Here is a 25819-nt window from a genome sequence, read left to right on the forward strand (position 1 = left end):
GTACTTGATGGCTATTTTTTATGTTGTTACTTAGAATTAACTTCTTAAAGCTTTAGCTTCTTGCTTCTTTTGTTCGTTACGTTCAATTTTATGTTCAGGTCTTGTCCATTTTGGATTTTCACCTAAAGCTTCAAACTGAGAATCTTTAGCTTCAACCGATTCTCTTTGTTCGTGCTTAAAGAATGGTTTTTGTGTATTTAATCCTAATTCTTCAAACATTCTCATATCTTCATTAATATCAGGATTCGGAGTTGTTAATAATTTATCTCCAGCGAAAATAGAATTTGCTCCAGCAAAGAAACACATTGCTTGACCTTCTCTACTCATTTGAGTTCTTCCTGCTGATAAACGCACTTGTGAATCTGGTAATACAATACGAGCAGTTGCTACCATACGAATCATCTCAAAAATGTTTACAGGAGGTTGTTCTTCTAACGGAGTACCCTCTACGGCTACCAATGCGTTAATAGGTACAGATTCAGGGTGTGGAGAAAAACGAGTTAAGGTTTCTAACATTCCAGCTCTGTCTTCTAACGATTCTCCCATACCAATAATTCCGCCAGAACAAACAGTTACGTTGGTTTTACGTACATTTTCAATAGTATTAATTCTATCATCAAAAGAACGTGTAGAAATCACATCGTCGTAATAATCTTCAGAGGTATCAATATTGTGGTTGTAAGCATATAAACCAGCTTCGGCTAAACGTTTTGCTTGGTTTTCAGTTACCATTCCTAACGTACAACAAACTTCCATGTCTAGCTTGTTAATAGTACGTACCATTTCTAACACTTGGTCAAATTCAGGGCCGTCTTTTACATTTCTCCAAGCTGCTCCCATACAAACTCTTGATGATCCACCATCTTTAGCACGTAAAGCTTGTGCTTTAACTTGGTTTACAGTCATCAAATCATTTCCTTCAACATTGGTATGATAACGTGCCGCTTGCGGACAATATCCACAATCTTCTGAACATCCACCAGTTTTAATTGAGATTAAGGTGCTTACCTGTACTGTGTTTGGGTCGTGATATTTTCTATGTATAGTTGAAGCTTCGTACAAAAGCTCCATTAAAGGCTTATTGTATACCTCCAGAATTTCCTCTTTCGTCCAATCGTGTCTAATTTCATTCATAAATTCGAGTTGTTTGTGGTGGTAAAAATAAAAAATTCCGCTTCGAAAGCGGAATTTTATGAGTCTTATTTTTCTTCGGAAGGAGAATCGTCTTGATCGACAACTTTTCCGTCACCATTCGGAAGTTCCTTTCCTTTTAAATAATCGGGTAATTGCATACCTGCCATATTGAACATTTCTTGCAGTGGCGGTACTGCATTGTACATTCCTGAAATAAAGTTAGATGTTGAGGTTTTTCCATCTTTTCCTCCTCCATTTTCCCAAACAGTAACTTTATCAATCTTAATGTTTTTAATAGCTTCTGATTGTAACTTTACCAATTCAGGTAATTTATCAGCAATTAATAATAAGGCTGCGTTTTGTGAATCGTTACCAGCAGCTTTTACGATTTGATCTAAACCAGCTGCTTGTTTGGTTAATACTTCGTATAAACCTTGAGCTTCTGCTTGTGCTTTGAATAAGATAGCATCTGCCTCACCTTTTGCTTTTCTACGAATTCTTTCAGCTTCTGCCTCTGCATCAATTTCTACTTTTCGTTTATCAATCTCAGCAGGAACGATTACATCTGCCATTTGTGAAGAACGTTCTCTTTCAGCTCTGGCAATTTCAGCTTCTTTCTCGGCAGCATACGATTCTTCTAAAGCTTTTGCTGATTGCACTTTTTCAGAAGCAATAGCCACTCTTTCTGCCTCAGCCTCTCTTTGACGACGTAATGAGTCAGAGTTTGCAACAGCAATTTTTGCGGTGTTTTCACCATCTACAGCTTTTGCATTAGCAGCAGCAACTTGAGTTCTTTCATCTTGTACTGCATTTGCTTCACCAATAGAACCGTCTCTATTTTTTTCAGCAACTGATTTACGTGCAGCGTTGATTGCATGCGCAGCAGCTTCTTTACCTAATGCCTCAATATATCCTGATTCGTCAACAATATCGGTAATATTTACGTTGATTAATTTTAAACCAACCTTTTTTAATTCCGATTCAACACTTTGTGAAATGTTGGTTAAGAACTTATCTCTATCAGAGTTAATTTCTTCAATATCCATAGAAGCAACGACTAAACGTAATTGTCCAAAAATAATTTCTTTGGCTAATTCTTGAACATCGTTCATTGCTAAACCAAGTAAACGTTCGGCAGCATTTTGCATTACTCCAGGTTCGGTAGAAACCCCAATGGTAAAACGTGAAGGCACGTTTACACGAATATTTTGTTTAGAAAGTGCATTTACCAAGTTTACTTCGATAGAAATTGGTGTTAAGTCTAAAAACTCATAATCTTGAATTACAGGAAAGATAAATGCAGCACCACCATGAATACATTTCGCTGATTGTCCGCCACCAACTTTACCATACACTACTAAAATTCTGTCGGAAGGACATCTTTTGTAGCGTTTTATTAAAGTAACGAGTAAAATGAAAATAAATAGAATGGCAATAACAAGTCCTATAGGGCCTGCAAAACCAAAACCATCAATTTGTAATAATGTAAGTTTTAACATAGTCAATTTTTATTTTTGAGATTCAACAATTAATATTCCGTTAGAGGTAACTTCGATTACTTTTATAACCATACCTTGTGTTAAATCGGCATCATTATCTGTTAAGGCATCAAGTTCACGAAGTGAGTTTTGTACTTTTATATGTACTTTTCCCATTTTAGAGCGATTAGCTCCTACGGTTAAATACACTTCACCAATTTGGTTTAATGCATTTTTCATTTGTAAAGTACCACTATCTGTTAGTTTACTAATATAGTAGAATAAGGTTGCCATGATAGTCATCATAATCAACCCGCAGAAAACAGAAATAAGTAGTGTGATTGTGTTTGAATTACCAGCATCCATACTGGCAATACCACTCCAACCAAAAATGGTGAAAAAAGCAACCATGTTTTTAAAGGTGAAAAACTGGAATCCGGCACCTGTATCGGCGTCTATTTCAGTATCAATGTCACCAATATCATCAGTATCGGCACCTATAAAGCTACCAATTAGTACAAAGACAAAAATTAGTGTAAAAACACCTGCTATTCCCCAATAAACTTGTTGAAAAGAGGTTAATTCAGAAAACCATTCCATCATAAAGCAATTATTTAAATGAGTTACTAAAAGTATACAAATTGCCTGAAATCGACAATTTTTATTTTGTTAATCAACTATCTAGGGGGAAGTCCACAAGGTACTCAAAGAAAACTATTCTAAGTGCTTTGTGGTAAGCTTCAGATAATTAAATCCTTGACTATCGCCCAGCGATTAAAACGGAAACAGCATTTCCTCCAAAACCAACAGCATTTACTAATATTTTTGATAGCTTTTTTGGGTGTTTTTGAGGTTGAGCAAACGGAACTTCAATTACTTGTTGATGTTGTAACATGAACATAGCCAATTCTAAGCTTAATAAACCTGAAGCACCGAAAGTATGACCAAGTTTCCATTTATTAGTAGTTAAAAAAGGAGTTTTGTTACAAAATACTTTTTGAATCGCATTAATTTCTGATTGATCTCCTTTAATGGTTCCTGGAGCATGCATTACGATAGCGTCTATTTCATCAGGAGAAATTGTTCCTAATGCCATTTTCATTGATTTTTGAAAACATTCAGCATCGGTAGTAACAGAAGTGTTGTGTTTTAAAACTTCTGTAGCATATCCAACTCCTTCAATAAAAGCCAAAGCATTTTCTTTATTCCCTTTTTCTAAACAAAAAACAGAAGCAGCTTCACCCAAAACCATAGTGTTTTTGGTTTTGTTTAGGTCAAAAGCCTTACAGGGGTAGCCATTTTTTTCTTTGGAATATACTTTTAATGCCTGCATTTGGGCAATAGTAAAATCAGTTAGTGAAGCTTCACTAGCACCAATCATAAATTTTTCTGACATTCCTGATTGTAACCAAGCAACACCGTTTAATAAAGAATGTAGTCCAGTTGAGCAAGTTATAGAATGTGAAATTTCAGGACCATTAGTTTGTAAATCATGTGCAATCCAAGATGAAATATTTCCTAAAGTAGTTGTAGGAGAGCTCAAAGTAGATGATTTTCCCGTTTTTAAAAACTCCTTGTGGTATTTTTCAAACAAGGAAGTTGCACCACGAGAGGAACCGATGTTGATTCCGAAGTTATCGGAAGCTTTCCAATCTGTTTGTTCCATTGCTTTTCTAGCAACAAAAAGGGTGTACAAAACAGACGGATCTAAATTTTTGTATTTATTGTCAGAGTTTCTAACATCTTCAATAGCATGTTTATCTTCATCAGGTAATTGTGCTACCCATGCTTTGGAATCTTCAAAGTCTTTAAAACTTAAAAAATGTTGATTATTTAGATAGTGCTCCCAAATTTTCTCAGGAGTACTTCCTAAGGCAGAAACAGAAGCAAATGATGTTATTGAGATGAGTTCTTTCAACACGATAAAATTTCAGCAAAAATAAAGGTAAAATCAAGTATTCTAAAGAAAATAAAAATATTTATCTTGGTATAAAATTATTAAAGTTATGAGCGAACAAAGACAAAAAAGTTGGTTTGGAAGAAACTGGTTGTGGTTTATACCATTAACAGGATGTTTAGGGTTTATTTTATTAATTGTTTTAGGTGTAGGAGCGGCATTTTTTGGAGTGTCAAAAATAATGACAAATTCAACCCCTGTTGAATATGCTATTGAACAAGCATCTAAAAACAAATTGGTTATAGAGAATTTAGGAGAACCGATTGAACAATACGGAATTCCCTCTGGAAATATTTCTCTTACTAACGACGATGGAAATGTAGATTTTTCCATTCCGATAAGAGGTGATAAAGCAGAAGGTACTTTAATTGTTAGAGGTATTAAAGTCGATGGTGAATGGATTTATGAAGATTTATACGTTCACATTAAAGAAACTCAAGAAGAAATTAACTTATTAGAAAAGGAAAAAGCTCTAGAGACTATCTAGAACCTTTTCTATAGTTGTATATATTTTGTTAAGCTGTTCCTTTGTGATAACATAGGGAGGTTGAATGTAAATGGTGTTTCCTAATGGTCGTAAAAAAACTCCTTCATTCATAAAAGATTTTAAAAGCTGGTCACGCAACGTTCCATAACGACCAGAATTGGTGTTTAAATCAATAGCTAAAATAACGCCTTTACCTCTTGTTGAATTTACTTTTTGATGACTTTCTATTTTTTTCGCAAAAGTTTTATTAGACTCTTCAATAAACTGAATATTGTCTTGGATTTCTTGAGTTTTCAATAGCTCAATACTCGCTAGTGCAGCACTACATGCTATTGGATTCGCAGAATAAGTATGACAATGAAAAAAACCTTTGGAAATATCATTGTCTAAAAAAGCAGTGTAAATTTCTTCAGTACAAGAAGTAATTGACATAGGAACTAAACCAGCTGTCAGTGCTTTACTTAAACATATAATATCTGGTTTTGTAGTAATTTCATCAGAAGCAAAATTGTTACCTGTTTTTCCAAAGCCAGTCATTACTTCATCTGCGATGGTAAGAATATTATTGATTTTGCAAACCTCCAAGATGTTGTTTAGATCCTCGGCCTTATGAATTTTCATTCCAGCAGCTCCTTGAACTAAAGGTTCATAAATGAATCCAGCAACATTGTGCTCTGAAATAATCTGTTGTAATTTTTGTGCAATAGCCTCATTGTTTTCTCCATTAGGAACAGGAATTCGTTGAATATCCATCAAAAAATCTTCAAAAGGTCCATTATACACAGATAAACCAGAAACAGACATAGCTCCAAATGTATCACCATGAAATCCATCTTCAAAAGCAATGAATGTTGTACGTTTTTCACCCTTATTAAAATAGTATTGCAAAGCCATTTTAATACCAGCTTCTACCGCAGTAGAACCATTATCATTAAAAAAGATTCTATTTTGATTTTTAGGAAGAATTTTAATCAATTCTTCTGATAATTTTACCGCAGGTTCATGGGTGAAATCGCTAAACATAATCTGATCTAAGGTTTGCATTTGTTGGTAAACACGATTTGTAATAAAATCATTACAGTGCCCAAACATGCAGGTGTACCAAGAGGAAATAGCATCGATATACTCGTTACCATGCTCGTCGGTTAGTATGCAGCCTTTTGCTTTTACAATTCCTAAACTATCAGGGTGTGTTTGGTGTTGTTTTAGCGGGTGCCACAAATGTTTTTTATCTCTTTCGGTTAAAGTCATAAATTTTCTTTGAATTTATCGGCGTATTCTTTAATCACATTTTTATCAAAATAAGGTTCTTCTTCAATACGTCCAATTACAGGAACCGTAGTCATTTTTTTGATAATATCTTCGGTGGTTTTGTGTTCGTTTCCAGAAAAAACCAAAGCAACATCAAAGCCTTTTTCTTTCAGTAAGTTAACTGTTAGTAAAGTGTGATTAATGCTTCCTAAATAATGACGAGAAACAACAATTACTTTATAATCTGGTTTTATAACATCCAATAATGTGTTTTTATCATTCAAAGGAACTAATAGTCCACCTGCACCTTCAATGACTAAATGGTTTTTTGTTGAAGGTTCTTTTATGTTATCAATTTCAATGGTAACTCCATCAATTTCTGCAGAAGCATGCGGACTCATTGGTGTTTGTAAGGCGTATGAGTTGGAGTGAAAAACAGTTTTTGAATTTGAAATGAGCTTTTCAACTTTATGAGTGTCAGAATATTCTAAATCTCCCGACTGAATAGGTTTCCAGTAATCAGCTTCTAAAGCTTCTGTTATGATTGCAGAAGCCACAGTTTTACCTACTTCTGTTGAAATTCCTGTAATAAAATATTTTTGTTGTTTCATGATGTTACAAAAGTAGCAAGCTTCTCTAAAACATCGGTAATTTCTTCTTTAGAATTATATGCGTGTAAACAAAAACGTAAACGTTCTTGATTTAAAGGAACGGTAGGTGATAAAATGGGTTTTACTTCAAAACCGCTTTTTTGTAATTGTAAGGCAATGTTTTTTACGCGTTCATTTCCTGAAATAACACAACAATGTATGGCAGAAGAACTTTCAATAAAACTTAATTGTAGTCTGTTTGATTCTGAAATGAAATGTTGAATATTTTCTTGTAGTTTCTCTAGGGAGTTACTAAAAGTTAATTCTTCGTAAGCAATCTTTATGGTAGCTAAAGCATGAGGAGACAAACCAGTAGTATAAATAAAACTACGGGCAAAATTTACAAGGTATTGTTGTAATTGTTCACTTCCTAAAATAGCTGCTCCATGACATCCTAAACCTTTTCCAAAAGTGATAATTCGAGCGAAAACGACATTTTCTAATTGCAGTTTTTGAATTAATCCAAAGCTAAAAACGCCTAAGGCATGCGCTTCATCTATAACTAAATGTGTGTTGGTTTGTTTGTTGATTAGTTGTGATATTGCTATCAAGTCAGGAGAATCTCCGTCCATAGAAAAAACAGATTCGGTAATCACATAAACTTCTAAGTCATTCTGATGAACTCGTTTTAGTAGCTCTTCAAGATGAGTTAAATCGTTATGCTTAAACTTAAACGATTTCGCATTGGATAGTTGTATGCCGTCTCGTATGGATGCGTGAATAAACTCATCATATAAAATGATATCACCGCGTTGAGGTACTGAAGCAAAAAAACCGATGTTGGCGTCGTAACCAGAATTAAAAACTAAAGCTGTTTCAGAATTATGAAGTTTTGCTAGTTGTTTTTCAACTTTGGTGTAAAGCTTGTGATTTCCTGAAAGTAGGCGAGAACCTGTTGCGCCATTAACTTTACTATTATTATCAACTAAAAATTGATGTGTTTTATTAAAAATAACTTCAGATTTAGCAAACCCTAAGTAATCGTTTGAAGAAAAATCGATAAGCGAGTTTTCTTTACCAAGTTTTCTTAGAGAGTTTTGTGCTACTCGTTGTGAAATTTTTTGCTGTAGTTTCTTAGGAAATTGCATAGTGTAAAAATAAAGAAGTACTTTTTATATTGAGACTATTTAATTAGAAAACTTAATATAAGAGTGAAAGTATTAGTTTAATAAAGTCTCACTCTTAATTACTTTTGTTTTAAAAAGGAAAAGGATTAATATTTTGTTTTTTTTAATAAAGTCTCACTTAAATAAGGTTAAATTTATCAACTATAATGTTCTAAAGTTTTTTTATTTGTTTTTTAACAGATCTTATAATTTATGATAGCGTCAGAAAAGTTAGTAACTTACATGTATGTTTTGTTAGCAGTTTATGCTGCTGTAATTTTATATTTCGTAGTACGTGGTGCGCGAAAGAATACAAATATAAAAGATTACGCTGTCGGAAATATAGGTTTTCCTGCTTGGGTGGTAGGCTTGTCATTAGCGGCTTCTATGACAAGTGCTGCAACTTTTATTATTAACCCAGGTTTTATTTCACTTTATGGTATTTCAGGGGTGATTTCTTTCGCTGTAGTTTTACCAATTGCTGCATTTATTTCTTTAATTGTTTTTACAAAAGGGTTTGCAAAGTATGGTAGTGCTGTAAAGGCAACGACTATGGCGCAGTGGATTGGGAAGCGTTACGAAAGTAAAAACTATGCTTTTTTCTTCGGAATTATAGCACTGTTACTCATCACGTTTATCGTTTTAATTAATGTAGGGCTCACACAGGTTATCTCTAAAGCATTAAATGTAGATCCTTTTTATGTGTTGATGGGAATCGTTGCATTTGTTTTTGGATATATGATGTTTGGAGGAGCGAATTCTATGGTATATACAAATACTATTCAAGCTATTATAATGTTTATAGTTGCGTTGATTTTACTAGGCTCAGGCTTCGAATTTTTTAAAGGAGGATTTGGTGGTTTTATGAATAAATTATCAAGCATTGATCCTAATTTAACGAAGCTGACAAATCCATCAAGTTTTTTATTTAGAGATTATTTTGAAATAATTGTCACGCAGATAATTATTGGAGTGGCGATTGTTTGTCAGCCGCATATTATTACCAAATCACTGTTGCTAAAAGATGCTAAAAAAATTAACAATTACTTGTTTAGTGGAATTGTGTTTATGATTGTATTCTTTTTGGTAGTTATTGTAGGCTTATATGCAAGAATAAGTTTCCCAGATTTAACAGTTGATGGAAGGGTATTAAAAATGGATGAAATTATACCAACGTATGTAGTAGCTAAGTTTTCTGTTGGGGTGGGTCTAATTATAGTTGTGGGGCTTATTTCAGCAGGACTTTCTACGTTGGAAAGTTTAATACAATCGTTGTCAATCACAATTACTTCAGATATACTTGAGCCTATTTTTAAAGATAAGATAGGTGAAAATACAATTGCAGTAAATAAAATAGTAATTGTCATTTTAGCTATCGTAAGCTTTTTATTGAGTTGGGAGCAGATTAAAAATCCAGATGTGAGTGTGGCAATCTTCGCGCAAAATGGAGTGTATGCTTATTTTGCAGCAGCATTTGTACCTGTATTGTTTGGAACTTTTTTGAAAAATGTGTCAGTAAGGTCAGTTTTTATAGCGAGTATTACTGCCATTGTAGTGCATTTTGGTATTTATTATGGTAGGCTTACACCTTACATGCAAGAGCCTGTTAACAACCCAGGGGTTTCTGCTGCTTTTGGTATAGTTGCATCACTTGTAGTGGGGTATATATTTTATAAATTAGACGCTAAAAAAACAAATGAGCACGTTAAACTGGATAGCTAAGTGGGCAGATTACACGCCTAATAAAGTAGCGCTTACTTCTTATGATACTCATGAAAATTATACGTACAGTGATTTAGATATCTATGCGGATAGATTAGTAGCTAAGTTCACTAAAAATGGGTTAGAAGAAGGGGATAGGGTTGCTGTTTTAGCAGAGCACGGTTTAGAGTACATCGTTCTTTTTGTAGCTTGTCAAAGAATGGGGGGTATTTTGGTACCTCTAAATTATCGCTTCTCGGTAAGTGAATTACAAAGATTAGTAGACGATTGTACGCCGAAATTATTTGTTTACAGTAAGGGTTTTATTGAGAAGTTTGAAGGGTTAGAATTAGGGAGTACTTCTGTATTGTTAATGAATGATGTGAAATATTTCTATAAAAACAAAGCGGTTGAAGTTGTAAGAAAAGATTATACGATAAAGGAAGAGAATCCGCTATTTATATTCTATACTTCAGGAACTACAGGAAACCCGAAAGGAGTGCTGTATACTAATAAAATGTTATTTTGGAATAGTTTGAATACTTCCATGCAGTTAGGTATTACATTTAGAGACTCTACATTAAATACTTTGCCACCTTACCATACATCAGGGTGGAATGTTTTTGTTACTCCATTATTACATAAAGGAGGGCATATAGGAATGCTAGAAAAGTTTGATGCAGAAAAGGTGTTGTGTTTGTTAGAGTTAAATGAAACGACATTGTTTATGGCGCTTCCAACAATGCTGTTAATGATGCAAAAAACATCTGTTTTTAAAAAAATAGGCCTTCAAGAGTTGCGTTATATTATTTCTGGTGGAGAAAAAGTACCGCCTGAACTGGTGTCATATTGGAAGAAAGAAAAAAACATATATATACGTCCAGGGTATGGTTTAACAGAAGCAGGCCCTAGTATAACATCACTTCATCATAAAATGGCAGTGTTAAAACCTAACTCAATTGGGAAGCCTAATTTCTATTTGGAAACCAAAATAGTAAATAGAGAAGGAGAGGAGGTAAAGCCTAATGAAGTAGGAGAATTATGTATAAGAGGTAATATCGTAACTCCAGGGTATTGGAATAACTCTGTTAAAACTAACAATACAATTAAAAAAGGATGGCTGTATACAGGTGATTTTGTGTATATGGATGAAGACGGTTATTTGTATATGAAAGGAAGAAAAAATGACATGTATATATCTGGAGGAGAAAACATTTATCCACAAGAAATAGAAGCGCATTTAGAAACACTTAAAGGAATTAAAAAAGCAGTAGTGTTAAGTATGAAAGATGAAAAATGGGGAGAAATAGGGGTGGCTTTCATAACAGTTGAAGATAAAGATATTACAGTTGAAGATGTAAGAGCAGAATTAAAAGAAACATTAGTTCCCTATAAGCATCCAAAATATATATTCTTTTTAGATGAAATACCTTTAACGAGTGTAGGAAAAGTATCGAGAAAAGATTTGTTGCGCTATTTTAATTCGATTAAAACATAAAAGATGAAACAGATAAGTTTAGTGTTAATTTTTACATTGATAAATGCCATTGCATTTGCACAAAGCACAAAAAAAACAATGAAAGAAATGCTTTCAGACTATGAGTTTAAAACTAGATGTGTAAAAATTGACGACATAAATATTACATATCTAAAAGAAGGAAAGGGAGCTAAGACCTTACTTTTTTTACATGGCTTAAGTAGTAATGCTGATGCTTGGTTTAAAAATATAGAAACTCTAAAAGAGAATTATACCTGTGTGGCTATTGATTTACCAGGTCATGGAAAATCTTCAAAGTTAGAAGAAGCTTATACGCCTACTTTCTTTGCTGATGTTGTGTTTAAATTTATCAAAAAGAAAAGATTGAAAAATGTGGTTTTAGTTGGGCATTCTATGGGAGGTCAAGCCAGTATGAAACTTGCATTGCAACATCCAGAAGTAGTGCAAAAATTAGTACTGATAGCTCCTGCAGGATTGGAGAAGTTTACTAAAGATCAAGGGAATATTCTTAAAAGTGTATATACTGCTGAGGTTGTAAAGAACACAACAAATGAACAGATTGCAAAAAATTATGCACTTAACTTTTTTGAACAACCAACCGAGGTGTCAAAAATGATTGAAGATCGTATTCGAATTAAACAAGCGTCCGATTTTGATGCTCATTGTAACGCTATTGTAAAAAGTGTATTCGGAATGTTGGATGATCCTGTATATGTCAATTTAGAGAAGATATCTCAAAAAACCTTAGTTGTTTTTGGAGACAAAGACATGTTAATTCCAAATAGGTATTTACACCCAACATTAACGATTCAAGATGTAGCAAATGTAGCAAAAGATAAAATTAAAAATGCTACTGTAAAATATATAGAAAATTGTGGGCATTTTGCTCAGTTTGAAAAGCCTAAAAAAGTTAACTTGCTCATACAAGAATTTGTAGAAAGTGATTAATGAAAACGAAGCTTAAAAAATTTACAGAGTTTAGTAAAACTATTTTGCCAAACGAGGCAAAATATCTTCAAACAGTATATCAATTTAAAGGAAAAGAGAAATGCGTAATAAGTGATCTTATTATCAAAAATGCATTGTCTAAAAATGGTTTTACAGACTTTGATACTTCTATAGATAAACGAAAATACTCGTATATAAAAGACTGGACTCAGAAAAAATTAACCAGTATAGATGTTGATGTTACGATAGATTGGTTAATGTCGTTAAAAAAGAAAATTTTAACTGATGCTATTACTTCGCAAGAAGAAAAAGAATTTCTTCACTATATAATCTCTTACAAAACCATTGAACATAATTTTCAAAGTCTATATAATTTAGCTAAAGAATACAAATCGTATTTGTTAGTACGAATGCGTTATAATGATCATGAAATTGTGGCTAACTTTATTAAGGAGTATGAGGTTAACTATTTGAAGGCAAAAGAAATACATGAAAAACTGTATGAGGCAACTACCGAAATTACCAATCAATATACCTTAAATAATAATGAAACAAAACATCTAGAAGATTGGTTGTTACAAGTGTTTAAAGATGAGTCTATCGATGGTAAAAATCGTTACCAAGCATTTGTTTTGCTAGCTTTTATGTATACAAATTATAATGAGAATGATAAGTTAAAGTTACTTTTCGATCAAATTGATGCATATTTTAGTCAGGGTATAATGTATTCTAGACGCTTACTTTCTAACTACTATGCGAGTCGAGTTTTGTTACACTCTAAACAAAATGAGTTTGATGAGGCGGAGTTTTACGGGTATCTTTCAATTAGGCAGAATAATAATGATACCTTGATGTATTTAAATAATTTGGTAGCTATTTTATTACGGAATAACAAACCCGAAGAGGCATTTTCTTTACTTGAAAAGTATGATGGACTTTATAAAGAAATTCATAATTACCATCAAAAAATAGGGTATTGTTCGTATAAGGTAAGAGTATTATCAGAACTTCATAAACATAAAATAGCCGAAGCAACGGCAAAAACTTTTTTACGAAAACATAAAAATGAGGTGTTAAAACATCGTTGGCATCATTTCTTTACCTCGTATATTAATGTGTTAGTCACAGAAGAAAAATATGACGAAGTGTTAAAGTTGGCTTCTAAATTTAATTTGATAGAAAAAGAAAATGAGCGTCAGAAAAAAAGTAATTATGTGCCTAATATTTCTTGGAGCATTTCACTTTCAAGATATATGGAAGGTAAGATTAATTCAAACCGTTTATTAGAAGAGATAAAAGAACCTTTAAAGGGTATAACACCAACAATAAATCAAAAACAGTTGATGTTCAAGGTAATAAATAAGTTGTCAGATAATCTTCCAGAGGCTTTTTTGAAATTAAAGTCTCATATTGAATAGGTTTCTTTTGAATACTGTGTTTTATATAGTTTTTTTGTATTAAAAAAAATAAAACAATTAAAAGTCACACTTTATAGTTTTTGTTTTTTAAATAGTTTATTTTTCATTTCCCGATAGATTGCGAGTGAAACAAACTTAATAACAATCTAAAATTATGAAAAAACTATTTTTCTTTTTAGTCTTAATTAGTTCTTTAACTCTAAGTGCACAAGGTACAGGAGGTATTCAAGGGGTGATTACAGATACAAATGGAGTGCCTTTAGCGGGGGCTACAGTATATATTAAAAGTATAGATAAGGGGATAGATGCTGATTTTGATGGGAAATTTGCAATTGAAAATATTAAAGAAGGAACTTATAATGTGCTTGTCTCATTTGTAGGTTTTGAAAGTTTAACCAAAACAGTAGCTGTTCAAAATGGAAAGAAAACACAACTAAACATCTCTTTAAAAGAAGCAAGTAGTGTTTTAGATGAGGTTATACTAACAGCAAATAAAAAGCCACAAAAAATTACTGAAGTACCAGCAACAGTTAATGTTATTACGGCAAAAGATATTCAGGATTTCCCAAGTTTTAATATAGGTGAATTAGCAGCAAGACAAAAGGGAGTTGATTTTGTTCGTAGTGGTGTTTTAGGAACTGGAATTAATATACGTGGTTTTAACTCAGCATTCAACTCAAAGAATTTACAAATGACTGACGATAGAGTTTCTATGTTAATTGCAACAGGGTTACCTTATGGGTCGTTTTCAACAGTTACAAAAGATGATGTTGAACGTGTAGAGATTTTATTAGGGCCAAACGGAACATTGTATGGGCCAAATGCTCATAACGGTTTGGTAAGTACAATAACTAAAAACCCAAGAACTTCAGAAGGAACTACAATAGCGGTTGGTGCTGGAGATCAAAATGTAGTTACAGGTAGATTACGTCATGCGCAAGTGTTAAGTGATAAGTTTGCATATAAAATTCATTTAGAAAGTACACAAGGTACAGAGTTTAATTATGTAGATAGTGTGTATGTAGGAACGAAAGCATATGGCGAGAAAAACTTAGATCGTGATTTTAATGCATTAAAATATGGGGCTTCGTTATACTACAAGCCTACAAGTAGTTCTGAAATTACAGCATATTATGGACATAGTAACAATACCAATTTAGCGGTAACCAACGCTGGTCGTAACCAAATTAAAGATTGGACTTTAGATATCGCTCAATTAAAATACGTGTCTAAAAACTTTTTTGCAAATGCATATTATACATGGAGTAAAACAGATGAAACCTATGCAATTAACCAGCGTACACAAAACTATGTGTCGTTTATTGAAAATGGTTTTTCAGAAGAAGAAGCATGGAGTCGTGCACTTTATGAGCAGTGGATTCCTGCTTATGGTATAGCAGTTCCAAGAGGAGCGCTTTTTAAAGATGCATCAGAAAGATTCAATGCAGAGGCGCAGTATAACAATAATTGGGGAGAGTTTTATATAACCGCAGGAGCGCAATATCAGTTAGATATGGCAGATTCTAAAGGTACTTATTTGTTAGATCAAGATGGTTCAATTGATATTGCTCAAAAAGGAGTGTATGGTCAGTTTGAGTATAAATTAGAATCAGGATGGAACTTTTTAGCAGGAATAAGAGCTGATAATCATGATTTATATGGAACTAATTTCTTGCCAAAGGCAGCAGTTACTAAAACAATTGGTGAAGGTACATTCAGGTTAACCTATGGTAGAGGTATGGCGGTGCCATCAATATTAAACTTACAAGGAAATTTATTTGGTGGGTTAGTGTTAGGAAATGGAGAAGGGTTTACGTTAACAGACGGAACTAAAATTGATAAGTTAGAAGTAGAAACTATCAACTCTTTTGAGTTTGGTTATAAAGGAAAACTTACAGATAAGTTTTATATTGATGCAAGTGCATATTACAATATGTCAGAAAACTTCATAAGCCCTTTGTTAAATATAGTTGATGCAGCTAATGGTAATTATGTTACTCATATTGGAGATAGACCTATTGATGAGGTTTCGGCAGGGGCTAGTGCATCACCTCTTTTATTAACGTATAGCAATTTTGGAAATGTAGATACTTACGGATTTGATCTTGGATTGAACTACTATTTTACAGATGCGATAAGAACATCTTTAAACTATTCATATTTCGGACGTAGTTTAGATAAAAACGATATGAATAATGATGGTAATTTAGACGGGGTTGTTTTAGAAAGCGAATTACCTATTAATACACCAGAAAATAAATTTAGTCTGGGGTTACATTATGGAGGGAAGAAGTTTTATGGGGCTCTTTTCGGACGTTGGGTGCAAGATTACGACTTCTTTTCAGGAATCAATGTTGCTGCTAAAACGCAAGATTTAGATGGAGATGGAGTAAATGAAATTGTTGAAAATACACGTGTAGGAAGAACATGGAATTATGGTCCTTTAGGTGGGTTTACTGTAGATGCTAATTTAGGGTATAATTTAAATGATAATATATCTGTTGGTATGAATGTTACTAATATTTTCGATGCAAGTATAAGAGAATTTGTAGCTTCTCCAGAGGTTGGAAGGTTAGTTTCATTCGAGCTTAAATATAACTTTAACGCATTTAAGAAAAATTAAAGTCTAATCCGTTAAGCTTATAAAGTATGCCGAAAGTAAAAGTAAACAATATAGAGCTTGATTATGAAGAGTATGGAAAAGGCGAGGTTCTTTTGTTTCTTCATGGATTAGGTTCTACCAAAGCAGATTGGGATGCGCAAATCCCTTTCTTTTCAAAAAAGTATCGTGTTGTGGTAGTAGATCTTAGAGGGCATGGAAAAACTTCTATTCCCTCTAAAGATTACGGAGTCGAGTTCATGACCGAAGATATTAAACAATTACTAGATGTTTTAAAAATAGAAAAAGCCACGGTTGTAGGTTTTTCTATGGGAGGAGCAGTAGCTTTTCAATTGGCTTCCAGTTATCCTGAGTATATTAATAATCTGGTTATTGTAAATAGTGGTCCCGATTTTAATAATATGGGTAAAATAGGTGAAGAGTTGTTGAGTTCACGAACAGAGTTTTTAAAAACTAAAGGATTACTTCCTTTGGCTAAAGAAATTGCTTATAACATGTTTCCTGAAGGTAATCAAATTGAAATAAGAAACCAATTTGAAGAAAGGTGCAAGGAGAATGATTATAGCGCGTATTATAACTCATTTGTTACGTTGATGAATTGGGGTTTAGGAGATAGATTAAATGACATTACAGTTAGAACACTAGTGGTAGCTTCTGATATGGATTATACGCCTGTTTCTTTCAAGGAAGAATATGTAAAGAGAATGCCAAATGCAACGCTGTCTGTGATTGAAAACTCAAGACATGGAGCGGTAATAGATCAACCAGAGGCTTTTAATAAAATACTCGAAAATTTTCTGAATCATGAATAAAGTAGCGTTGATAACAGGAAGTACTAGCGGTATCGGTTTAGGTGTTGCAGAAGCTTTTGCGAAAGCGGGTTACAATATTATGTTTCATGGTTTGGAAGCAGATGGAGATACAATAGCAAAAAGCGTAGGAGATAAGTATAATGTAAAAGTTTCTTTTTCAAATGCGAATTTACTTGTTGCTGATGAGGTTGAAGAATTAATAGAGCAAACAATAAAAGTATTTGGAGGGCTGCATGTGTTGATTAATAATGCGGGAATACAGTATGTAGCTCCAATAGAAGATTTCCCTAATAATAAGTATGAAAATATTATTGCTATTAATATGAATGCTGCTTTCTATGCTTCAAAAAAGGCGTGGAGCTTTATGAAAGATCAGAAATTTGGTAGAATTATCAATGTTTCGTCAGTTCATGGGTTAAGAGCTTCTGAGTTTAAAACAGCGTATGTGACAGCAAAACATGGTGTAATTGGTATGACTAAGGTTTTAGCGTTGGAAGGTGCGCCTCATAATATAACCTGTAACGCAATTTGTCCTGGATATGTAAAAACACCGTTAGTAGAAGGGCAAATAAAAGATCAAGCCAAAGCGCACCATATGTCAGAAGAAGAAGTAGTTGAAAAAGTAATGCTAAAAAAACAAGCAGTAAAGCAGTTTGTTTCGTTAGAAACGATTGCAGATATGGCTCTATTGTTAGCAAAAGACACTTCTTCAACTATTACTGGAACTTCATTTGCTTTAGACGGTGGCTGGAGTGCGCAGTAAAGTTTAATGAAAATCTTTGTTTCATTAATTTAGTATATACAAGAGCAGAAGTCTAGCTTACTAAATTGTTAGTAGGTTGGGCTTTTGTATAATTTTAAGTTTAGGTAAAATGAAAAATCCGATTTACAATGTAAATCGGATTTTTTTGGCTCCTCAACCTGGACTCGAACCAGGGACCCTCTGATTAACAGTCAGATGCTCTAACCAACTGAGCTATTGAGGAATGTTCTTGTAGAACAATCTATATGTGTTGTAGAAATTATCGGCTTCTACGTTGCCTTTGGCTCCTCAACCTGGACTCGAACCAGGGACCCTCTGATTAACAGTCAGATGCTCTAACCAACTGAGCTATTGAGGAATTTAAAACATACTTGTCTTAAAATGCGAGTGCAAATTTAAGTCCTTTTTTTATATCTGCAAATTATTTTTAGTAAAAAGTAAAACTATTTTTTCTTAATGCTGAAATTCAGTGCTTTATTTTTGATGAAAAGAGGTGTCTTTAACTCAAATTTAACAAAAACTAAAAACTCGTTAAAGAGTTTAAAATTAGGCTAAAAAGGAGTGCTATATTTGTTAAAAGTTGTACTTTTGTCAACATTATTCTTATAGACAGAAAAGTATAACAAAATATATGGACAAGTTTTCGTTCTTAAACGCAGCACACGCAGGTTTTATAGGTGATTTGTATGAACAATATCAAAAAAATCCTGATGCGGTAGAACCAAGTTGGAGAAGTTTTTTTCAAGGATATGATTTGGCTAACGAGAATTATTCATTAACAGATGAAGAAGTTTCGGTAGAAGTCCCTGAAGAAGTACATAAAGAATTTTTAGTAATCGATTTAATCAACGGTTACCGTACACGTGGACATTTGTTTACAAAAACAAATCCAGTTCGTAACAGAAGAACTTATACACCAACGTTAGAAATTGAGAACTTTGGGTTAAATCAAGGAGATTTATCCACAGTTTTTAATGCAGGTGAAATTTTAGGTATAGGTCCTAAAAGTTTAGCTGAGATTATAGATTATTTAAAATCTGTATTCTGTGAGAGCATCGGAGTTGAGTATATGTATGTACGCAACCCTGAAGAGTTAAAGTGGTGGAATGAGCGTTTAAACAAAAATGCAAACCATCCTAATTATGATGTAGAATCGAAAAAGTATATTCTTACCAAATTAAACCAAGCGTCAACTTTTGAAAGCTTCTTGCAAACAAAATATGTAGGACAAAAGCGTTTCTCTGTTGAAGGAGGTGAAACATTAATTCCTGGGGTAAGTGTAGCGCTTAGAGATGCAGCTGAATTGTATGGGGTAGAAGAATGTGTGTTAGGAATGGCACACCGTGGACGTTTGAATACCTTAGTAAACATCTTTAAAAAACCAATTCGCGATTTATTTAGCGAGTTTGAAGGGAAAGATTTTGAAGACCAAGATATTGATGGAGATGTGAAGTATCACTTAGGGTTAACCTTAAGTAAAGCGTATCAAGGAGGTCAAAAAATGAAAATGAATTTAGTTCCTAACCCATCTCATTTAGAAACAGTAGATGCTGTTGCTGAAGGAATTGTTAGAGCTAAAATAGATAAAGATTACGAAGGAAATGAAAACAAAATCCTTCCAATCTTAGTGCACGGAGATGCTGCAATTGCAGGTCAAGGAATTGTATACGAAGTTGTGCAAATGGCACAATTAAACGGATACAAAACTGGAGGTACTATTCATGTAGTAGTGAACAACCAAGTAGGATTTACTACTAACTATTTAGATGCACGTTCAAGTACGTATTGTACAGACGTTGCTAAAGTAACTTTATCACCAGTATTACATGTAAATGCCGATGATGCAGAGGCTGTTTGTCACGCAATGGAAATGGCAGTTGAATATCGTATGAAATTCAATAAAGACATTTTTATTGATTTATTAGGATATCGTAAGTACGGTCATAACGAAGGAGATGAACCTCGTTTTACCCAACCTAAACTATATAAAGCAATTTCTAAGCATAAAAACGCTAGAGAAATTTATGCTAATAAATTAATTGCAGAAGGTAGTATTACTACAGAATATCTAAAAGAGATTACTGAAGAATTTAAGGCACATTTAGAAACTGAGTTTGCTGAGTCTAAAAAGAAAGAAACAGCAAAAGTTCAAGAGTTTATGCCTGATGTTTGGAAAGGTTTTGTACGCAAACAGTTGCAAGATATGTTGCAACCTGTAGATACAACTTACTCGGTAGAAGACTTAAAAGGAATTGCAAGAGTTATTTCAAAAACACCAGAAGGACATAAATTCGTTCGTAAAGCAGAACGTATTTTAAACGGCCGTGAAAAAATGGTTTTTGAAGATAACTTGTTAGATTGGGGTACTGCTGAAAATTTAGCGTATGGTACGTTATTAGAAGAAGGATATGATGTTCGTATTTCTGGAGAAGATGTAGAAAGAGGAACATTCTCTCACCGTCATGCAATTATGCGTGATGAGGAAACCTTAGAACGTGTTAACTTATTAAATACAAACCCTAAGAATAAAGGAGAGATGACTATTTACAACTCTCATTTATCAGAATATGGAGTGTTAGGTTTCGACTATGGGTATGCTATGGCAACTCCTAATACGTTAACAATTTGGGAAGCTCAGTTTGGTGATTTCGCCAACGGAGCACAAATTATGTTCGACCAATATATTTCTTCAGCAGAAGATAAATGGAAGTTACAAAACGGATTGGTAATGTTATTACCTCATGGGTACGAAGGTCAAGGACCAGAGCATTCATCAGGTAGAATTGAACGTTTCTTACAATCATCATCAACAGATAACTGGACAATAGCAAACTGTTCTACACCAGCAAATATGTACCACATTTTGCGTCGTCAAATGAAACGTGACTTTAGAAAACCATTAGTTGTTTTCACTCCAAAGAGTTTATTACGTTTACCAAGAGCAGTAAACCCTATTGAAGATTTAGCAAACGGAACTTTCCAAGAAGTAATTGATGATACGATTGATACTTCTAAAGCTAAGAAAATGGTGTTCTGTACAGGGAAGTTTTACTATGATTTATTAGAAGAGCGTGAAAAACTTGGTAGAGAAGATGTAGCTTTAATTCGTATTGAACAGTTATTCCCATTACATAACGATAAAATTAAAAAGGTGATGGATAAGTATCCAAATGTAGAGCGTTACGTTTGGGCACAAGAAGAACCTAAAAATATGGGAGCTTGGAGTTATATGTTAGAACGTTTTGAATTAGCTAGGTTAGAATGTGCTTCAGAAGAGTATCGTTCGGCACCAGCAGCAGGTTCAAGTGCACGTTTTAGAAGACGTCATCAAGCTATTATTGATAAGGTTTTTGATTAAAAAATAAATGCGTTAGGGATTGAAGCAAGCTACCGTGTAGCGCGAAAAGCCCGACCCGATAGGGAAACGCCCAAATAAAAGAAATAAAATAATTCAGATATATAAAATTTAGAACTGATGGTTTTAGAAATGAAAGTTCCTTCTCCGGGGGAATCAATTACAGAAGTAGAAATCGCAACTTGGTTAGTTGAAGATGGTGATTACGTTGAGAAAGATCAACCAATTGCCGAAGTAGATTCTGACAAAGCAACGTTAGAATTGCCTGCGGAAGAAAGCGGAATAATCACTTTAAAAGCTGAAGAAGGTGATGCTGTAGCAGTAGGAGCTGTAGTTTGTCATATTGATATGAGTGCTGCAAAACCTGATGGAGCAGCAGCACCAAAAGCAGAGACACCAAAAGCTGAAGAGAAAAAAGAGGCGCCAAAAGCTGAGCCTGCTAAAGAAACGTATGCTACAGGTACAGCATCTCCAGCAGCTAAGAAAGTTTTAGCTGAAAAAGGAATGAGTGCAGCTGACGTTAAAGGAACTGGTAAAGATGGTCGTGTAACAAAAGAAGATGCTGTAAAGGCAGTTCCATCAATGGGAACTCCAGGTACAGGTGCACGTACTAGTGAGCGTAAGAAATTATCTATGTTACGTCGTAAGGTTGCTGAGCGTTTAGTTTCTGTAAAGAATGAAACAGCAATGTTAACTACGTTTAACGAAGTAAACATGCAACCAATATTCGACTTACGTAACGAGTATAAAGAAGAGTTTAAAGCGAAACACGGAGTAGGTTTAGGGTTTATGTCATTCTTTACCTTAGCAGTTGTAAGAGCTTTAAAAATGTATCCAGATGTAAACTCTATGATAGATGGAGATTACAAAATAAGTCACGATTTCCAAGATATTTCTATTGCAGTATCAGGACCTAAAGGATTAATGGTACCTGTAATTAGAAACGCAGAAAACTTAACGTTTAGAGGTGTTGAAAGTGAAGTAAAGCGTTTAGCATTACGTGCACGTGATGGACAAATCACAGTGGATGAAATGACAGGTGGTACTTTTACAATCACTAACGGTGGTGTATTTGGTTCTATGTTATCTACACCAATTATCAACCCTCCACAAAGTGGAATTTTAGGGATGCATAACATTGTAAATCGTCCAATGGCGGTGAATGGAGAGGTAGTTATTCAGCCAATTATGTATGTAGCATTATCATATGACCACAGAATTATTGATGGTCGTGAGTCTGTTGGGTTCTTAGTAGCTGTTAAGGAAGCCTTAGAAAATCCAGTAGAATTGTTAATGGATAACAATCCTACTAAAGCATTAGAAATGTAGTCGAAAATTTCGACTTATAAATATCTAAATCCCGCACAGATAGTGCGGGATTTTTTTATTTAGTTTTGATTCTAGATGATAAATAATTATATTAGTTGAAATGCTTTTTAATTGCTTGAAATGAAAAATATTGTATTTATAATTTGTTTGCTCATAGCTTCTTTTAACACCTACTCTCAACAAGTTGAATTTGAAAATGAATTTGGACAAGAAAATGTAAAAATTTTAAACTCACTTCTAAAAGATTTTGAAACCAATACGTTAAAAAAGGAATATCCGAATGTTACATTAGAAAATGCTTATAAAGAGTTTCTAGAAGCTATTGTTGAAGAAAATTATTCGGTTCTAGAAAAAAGTAGAGGTAGTTTTAAAGAAAATAACTTTAAGCTACATATATATTGTGTTCCAGATTCTGCTTGGATTGAAAAAAGGCTGCCTTCTTCAGAAAAAAAAGGATTTTTAATAAAAGAAAGGTATAAATACTTAACAATAAATAATACGATTGGATATACAGAATCAACCATATTTTGCTGTGATAATAAGGATAAAACACTTGAGCTTTTGAAAAAGGATAGAGTTCAGGTACATCTTTCAGGATTGTATATAAAGGCTTTAAAAAAGATATCTAACAAATCAGAATTTATTAAAAACTATCTTCACTACATCCAAATTACTGCTGATCCAATTCATCCTAATACAATGTCAAATTATATTCTCATGAATGATATTGATGTAAACGATTATTTTGTGAAAAGGATATTATTTATAAATAATGTTTATAGATAAGACGGGGTTTTTATTTTGATTTAATTTTTTAGTAACTTTAGTATCTATAAAATCAGGTGATTATGAAAGTCATTAAAGAAGGATTTACCGTTTATCATAATTTTCCTATAAAGGCATTGTCTAATGAAGTTTTTAAGGCTATTACCAATCCTCAAGACTTGGTGCATTGGTGGCCGCTTAAGTGTACCGGTATACCTAAACTTGGAGCTGAATATAATTTCTTTTTTGGAGAACCTTATAATTGGTATGGTGAAGTAGTAAAATATGAAGAACATTCTTCTTTTTACATAAAAATGACAAAGTCTGATAAAGATTGGAGTCCTACAACGTTTGGTTTTAACTTGTATGAAAAGGATGATGGAATCACTTGGGTACACTTTTTTCACACTGGTTGGATAGAAGAGAATGATCATTTTAAACACTCTTCGTATTGTTGGGCATTATTACTAAATGGACTTAAAAATTACGTTGAAAAAGGAATCATTATACCTTTTGAAGATAGAAATTAAAAAGATATATAATATGAAACTAGGGGCGTTTTCAATTAGTTTATCGGTGAAGGATATTGATAAATCGAAAGAGTTTTATGAAATGTTAGGGTTTACAGTTTTTGCAGGTCAAATAGAAAAGAATTATTTGATTATGAAAAATGGGAATTCGTTAATTGGTTTGTTTCAAGGTATGTTTGAAAATAATATTCTTACGTTTAATCCAGGGTGGGATGAAAGTGCAAACAAGTTAGATGATTTTGATGATGTAAGAACCATTCAGCAACATTTAAAAGAAAATCACATCAAATTGAAAAGAGAAGTTGACGAAGGCACTTCAGGTCCCGCAAGTATTATATTCTTTGACCCTGATGGAAATACCATTTTAATAGATCAACATGTGTAAAATAAAAAGCGGAAAACTTATATAAGTTTTTCCGCTTTTTATTTTATTGTTATAACTTCTACTTCTTACCCCAAAAAGAACTAAAGGCAATAGCTACTATACCAATAATTATGGTAATATATGAGCCAGTATTGTCTTGTACTTTTAATAAATCCACATCTCCTACAGAAAGTTGAGTTTCTGGTTGTATAAGAGTATAAACTCCATAAGCTAAAATTACGATGCCAGCAATTAATACTATTGATTTAAAGTTTTTACCCATAATTAATTGTTTTTCATAAAGATATGAAAAAACAACTTATAGTTCAAAACCAATATTAACGCCTAATTTATTAGCAATTAATTGGGTAATTCTTTTTTTAACTTCAGGTATTTTAACACTTTCTAAAACTGTGTTGGCAAAAGCATACATTAATAAAGCGTTCGCTTCCTTTTTAGGAATTCCTCTTTGTTGCATATAAAATAATGCTTGGTCGTCTAATTGACCAATAGTACAACCATGTGAACACTTAACATCATCAGCAAAAATTTCTAACTGTGGTTTAGCATTTATGGTAGCTTTATCACTAATTAATATATTGTTGTTTTGTTGATAAGCATTGGTTTTTTGAGCTTCCTTTTCAACAATAACTTTTCCGTTAAACACTCCAGTAGAGCGATCTCCGTAAATACCTTTATAGTCTTGGTGGCTCTCACAATTAGGTTCAATATGATTAACCAAAGTATGATGATCTACATGTTGCTTACCTTCAATAATGGTAATTCCTTTCAAAATTGAGTTGATATGCTCTCCTTTTTGATAGAAATTTAAATTATTACGAGTAATATTTCCACCGAAAGAGAAGGTGTGTACAGAACAGGTACTCTCTTTTTGTTGCTCAATGTAAGTGTTGTCTACTAAAGAAGCATTTTCATTGTCGTTTTGAATCTTATAATAGTCTACTGTAGCATGTGTATCTGTAAAAATTTCAGTTACAGAATTTGTTAAAACAGCATTACTATTAAGGTTTTGATGACGTTCTATAATTTGAACATGTGCATTTTTTTCAACAACAATTAAGTTACGAGGTTGTAACATTGCTGCATTTTCTTTTCCTGTATTAAAGTTGATAATTTGAATAGGTTTTTCAACTTCAACATTTTTAGGAATGTGAATAAAAGCACCTTCGGAAGCAAATGCAGTGTTTAAAGAAGTTAAATTATCTTGCTTAGCTATTTTATTAAAATACTTCTCTATTACGGGTTTGTATTTGTCTTTTGAAAAAGCAGCTGATAATAAACAAACATCTTTTCCGTCATGAGTAGTGCTTGATAAGAAAGAACTGTATTTACCATCTACAAAAACAATTTTATAGCTGTCAATTTCATGAATAAAATACTTCTTTACATCTGCTAATTCTACTGCGGCTTCACGATCAGGAAATATGCTGTAATCTTCTTTTAAAATTGAATTTAAAGAAGTGTATTTCCAAGCTTCTAACTTTTTAGTAGGAAACCCTAACTTTTCAAAGTTCTGTAGTGCTTTTGTTCTAATTTCGTGTAAATCAGAGTTGATGTTTATACCGTTTTCAAAAGCTACGTATGATGATAATATTTTTTCTTTTAACTCCATTGTTTCTTACTGTCATTACA

The 25819-nt window shown here is 33.2% G+C and carries 22 protein-coding genes and 2 tRNA genes; 13 read left to right on the top strand and 11 right to left on the bottom strand.

What is annotated here, in order from left to right; translation table 11 throughout:
- Nucleotides 1-36: 36 nt before the first annotated feature.
- The 4 genes from bioB to N534_RS0108970 form a co-directional block, all read right to left on the bottom strand.
- Complete coding sequence (gene bioB / locus N534_RS0108955) at nucleotides 37-1134, bottom strand: biotin synthase BioB (protein WP_028892164.1); 1098 nt, start codon at nucleotides 1132-1134, stop codon at nucleotides 37-39.
- A 65-nt stretch (nucleotides 1135-1199) separates the two neighbouring features.
- Entirely contained in the window at nucleotides 1200-2633 is a 1434-nt protein-coding gene (locus N534_RS0108960) for a flotillin family protein (protein WP_051435885.1), read from the bottom strand.
- 9 nt (nucleotides 2634-2642) lie between these two features.
- Entirely contained in the window at nucleotides 2643-3215 is a 573-nt protein-coding gene (locus tag N534_RS0108965) for a hypothetical protein (RefSeq protein WP_028892166.1), read from the bottom strand.
- A 157-nt stretch (nucleotides 3216-3372) separates the two neighbouring features.
- The gene (locus N534_RS0108970) at nucleotides 3373-4530 is read right to left on the bottom strand and encodes a beta-ketoacyl synthase N-terminal-like domain-containing protein (RefSeq protein WP_028892167.1); all 1158 of its coding nucleotides are present in this window, start codon (nucleotides 4528-4530) and stop codon (nucleotides 3373-3375) included.
- Nucleotides 4531-4618: 88 nt separating this feature from the next.
- Here N534_RS0108970 and N534_RS0108975 point away from each other — a divergent pair, with 88 nt between their 5' ends.
- On the top strand, nucleotides 4619-5056 hold the full coding sequence (locus N534_RS0108975) for a cytochrome c oxidase assembly factor Coa1 family protein (protein ID WP_028892168.1): 438 nt from the start codon (nucleotides 4619-4621) through the stop codon (nucleotides 5054-5056).
- Here N534_RS0108975 and bioA read toward each other — a convergent pair.
- Genes bioA through N534_RS0108990 form a run of 3 tightly spaced genes read right to left on the bottom strand, consistent with a single transcriptional unit; the run spans nucleotide 5042 to nucleotide 8045 of the window.
- A complete protein-coding gene (bioA, locus tag N534_RS0108980) occupies nucleotides 5042-6307 on the bottom strand; it encodes an adenosylmethionine--8-amino-7-oxononanoate transaminase (protein WP_028892169.1) in 1266 nt (421 codons plus the stop codon). The genes N534_RS0108975 and bioA overlap by 15 nt on opposite strands.
- Nucleotides 6304-6918 carry a dethiobiotin synthase gene (bioD, locus tag N534_RS0108985; protein WP_028892170.1) on the bottom strand — a complete coding sequence of 205 codons (615 nt, stop codon included), beginning with the start codon at nucleotides 6916-6918 and terminating at the stop codon, nucleotides 6304-6306. Before bioD ends, bioA begins: the two co-directional genes overlap by 4 nt.
- Nucleotides 6915-8045, bottom strand: coding sequence for a pyridoxal phosphate-dependent aminotransferase family protein (locus tag N534_RS0108990; RefSeq protein WP_028892171.1), 1131 nt, complete (start codon nucleotides 8043-8045; stop codon nucleotides 6915-6917). Before N534_RS0108990 ends, bioD begins: the two co-directional genes overlap by 4 nt.
- A 231-nt stretch (nucleotides 8046-8276) precedes the next feature.
- Here N534_RS0108990 and N534_RS0108995 point away from each other — a divergent pair, with 231 nt between their 5' ends.
- From N534_RS0108995 to N534_RS0109025, 7 genes are all read left to right on the top strand, one after another.
- Entirely contained in the window at nucleotides 8277-9785 is a 1509-nt protein-coding gene (locus N534_RS0108995) for a sodium/pantothenate symporter (RefSeq protein ID WP_028892172.1), read from the top strand.
- Complete coding sequence (locus tag N534_RS0109000) at nucleotides 9760-11262, top strand: class I adenylate-forming enzyme family protein (protein WP_028892173.1); 1503 nt, start codon at nucleotides 9760-9762, stop codon at nucleotides 11260-11262. The genes N534_RS0108995 and N534_RS0109000 overlap by 26 nt, the downstream gene beginning before the upstream one ends.
- 3 nt (nucleotides 11263-11265) lie before the next feature.
- Nucleotides 11266-12210, top strand: coding sequence for an alpha/beta fold hydrolase (locus tag N534_RS0109005; protein WP_028892174.1), 945 nt, complete (start codon nucleotides 11266-11268; stop codon nucleotides 12208-12210).
- Entirely contained in the window at nucleotides 12210-13628 is a 1419-nt protein-coding gene (locus N534_RS0109010; RefSeq protein WP_028892175.1) for a hypothetical protein, read from the top strand. The genes N534_RS0109005 and N534_RS0109010 overlap by 1 nt, the downstream gene beginning before the upstream one ends.
- Nucleotides 13629-13782: 154 nt before the next feature.
- Nucleotides 13783-16251 (top strand): TonB-dependent receptor, encoded by a 2469-nt coding sequence (locus tag N534_RS0109015; protein WP_028892176.1) that lies wholly within the window; start codon nucleotides 13783-13785, stop codon nucleotides 16249-16251.
- A 26-nt stretch (nucleotides 16252-16277) separates the two neighbouring features.
- Nucleotides 16278-17060 carry an alpha/beta fold hydrolase gene (locus tag N534_RS0109020; protein WP_028892177.1) on the top strand — a complete coding sequence of 261 codons (783 nt, stop codon included), beginning with the start codon at nucleotides 16278-16280 and terminating at the stop codon, nucleotides 17058-17060.
- Nucleotides 17053-17823 (top strand): 3-hydroxybutyrate dehydrogenase, encoded by a 771-nt coding sequence (locus N534_RS0109025; RefSeq protein WP_028892178.1) that lies wholly within the window; start codon nucleotides 17053-17055, stop codon nucleotides 17821-17823. The genes N534_RS0109020 and N534_RS0109025 overlap by 8 nt, the downstream gene beginning before the upstream one ends.
- A 146-nt stretch (nucleotides 17824-17969) precedes the next feature.
- Here the strand turns inward: N534_RS0109025 and N534_RS0109030 are convergent.
- Both N534_RS0109030 and N534_RS0109035 read right to left on the bottom strand, forming a co-directional pair.
- Nucleotides 17970-18046, bottom strand: a tRNA-Asn gene (locus N534_RS0109030).
- Nucleotides 18047-18104: 58 nt separating this feature from the next.
- Nucleotides 18105-18181, bottom strand: a tRNA-Asn gene (locus tag N534_RS0109035).
- 273 nt (nucleotides 18182-18454) lie between these two features.
- On the opposite strand from N534_RS0109035, the gene N534_RS0109040 reads away from it, so the two are divergent.
- The 5 genes from N534_RS0109040 (at nucleotide 18455) to N534_RS0109060 (ending at nucleotide 24187) form a co-directional block, all read left to right on the top strand.
- Nucleotides 18455-21181: a 2-oxoglutarate dehydrogenase E1 component gene (locus N534_RS0109040; protein WP_028892179.1), complete on the top strand. Its 2727-nt coding sequence runs from the start codon at nucleotides 18455-18457 to the stop codon at nucleotides 21179-21181.
- Between the two features lie 117 nt (nucleotides 21182-21298).
- Nucleotides 21299-22507 (top strand): 2-oxoglutarate dehydrogenase complex dihydrolipoyllysine-residue succinyltransferase, encoded by a 1209-nt coding sequence (odhB, locus tag N534_RS0109045; RefSeq protein ID WP_028892180.1) that lies wholly within the window; start codon nucleotides 21299-21301, stop codon nucleotides 22505-22507.
- A gap of 120 nt (nucleotides 22508-22627) precedes the next feature.
- Nucleotides 22628-23293: a hypothetical protein gene (locus N534_RS0109050; protein WP_028892181.1), complete on the top strand. Its 666-nt coding sequence runs from the start codon at nucleotides 22628-22630 to the stop codon at nucleotides 23291-23293.
- 62 nt (nucleotides 23294-23355) lie between these two features.
- Nucleotides 23356-23802, top strand: coding sequence for an SRPBCC domain-containing protein (locus N534_RS0109055; protein ID WP_028892182.1), 447 nt, complete (start codon nucleotides 23356-23358; stop codon nucleotides 23800-23802).
- Nucleotides 23803-23815: 13 nt separating this feature from the next.
- The gene (locus N534_RS0109060; RefSeq protein ID WP_028892183.1) at nucleotides 23816-24187 is read left to right on the top strand and encodes a VOC family protein; all 372 of its coding nucleotides are present in this window, start codon (nucleotides 23816-23818) and stop codon (nucleotides 24185-24187) included.
- A gap of 58 nt (nucleotides 24188-24245) precedes the next feature.
- Here N534_RS0109060 and N534_RS0109065 read toward each other — a convergent pair whose 3' ends face one another.
- Nucleotides 24246-24449: a hypothetical protein gene (locus N534_RS0109065; RefSeq protein ID WP_028892184.1), complete on the bottom strand. Its 204-nt coding sequence runs from the start codon at nucleotides 24447-24449 to the stop codon at nucleotides 24246-24248.
- A gap of 36 nt (nucleotides 24450-24485) precedes the next feature.
- Nucleotides 24486-25799 carry a Fe-S cluster assembly protein SufD gene (gene sufD, locus N534_RS0109070; protein WP_028892185.1) on the bottom strand — a complete coding sequence of 438 codons (1314 nt, stop codon included), beginning with the start codon at nucleotides 25797-25799 and terminating at the stop codon, nucleotides 24486-24488.
- Between the last annotated feature and the right edge of the window lie 20 nt (nucleotides 25800-25819).

Source organism: Tenacibaculum sp. 47A_GOM-205m (assembly GCF_000518405.1).
Taxonomy (GTDB): Bacteria; Bacteroidota; Bacteroidia; order Flavobacteriales; family Flavobacteriaceae; genus Polaribacter; species Polaribacter lutimaris.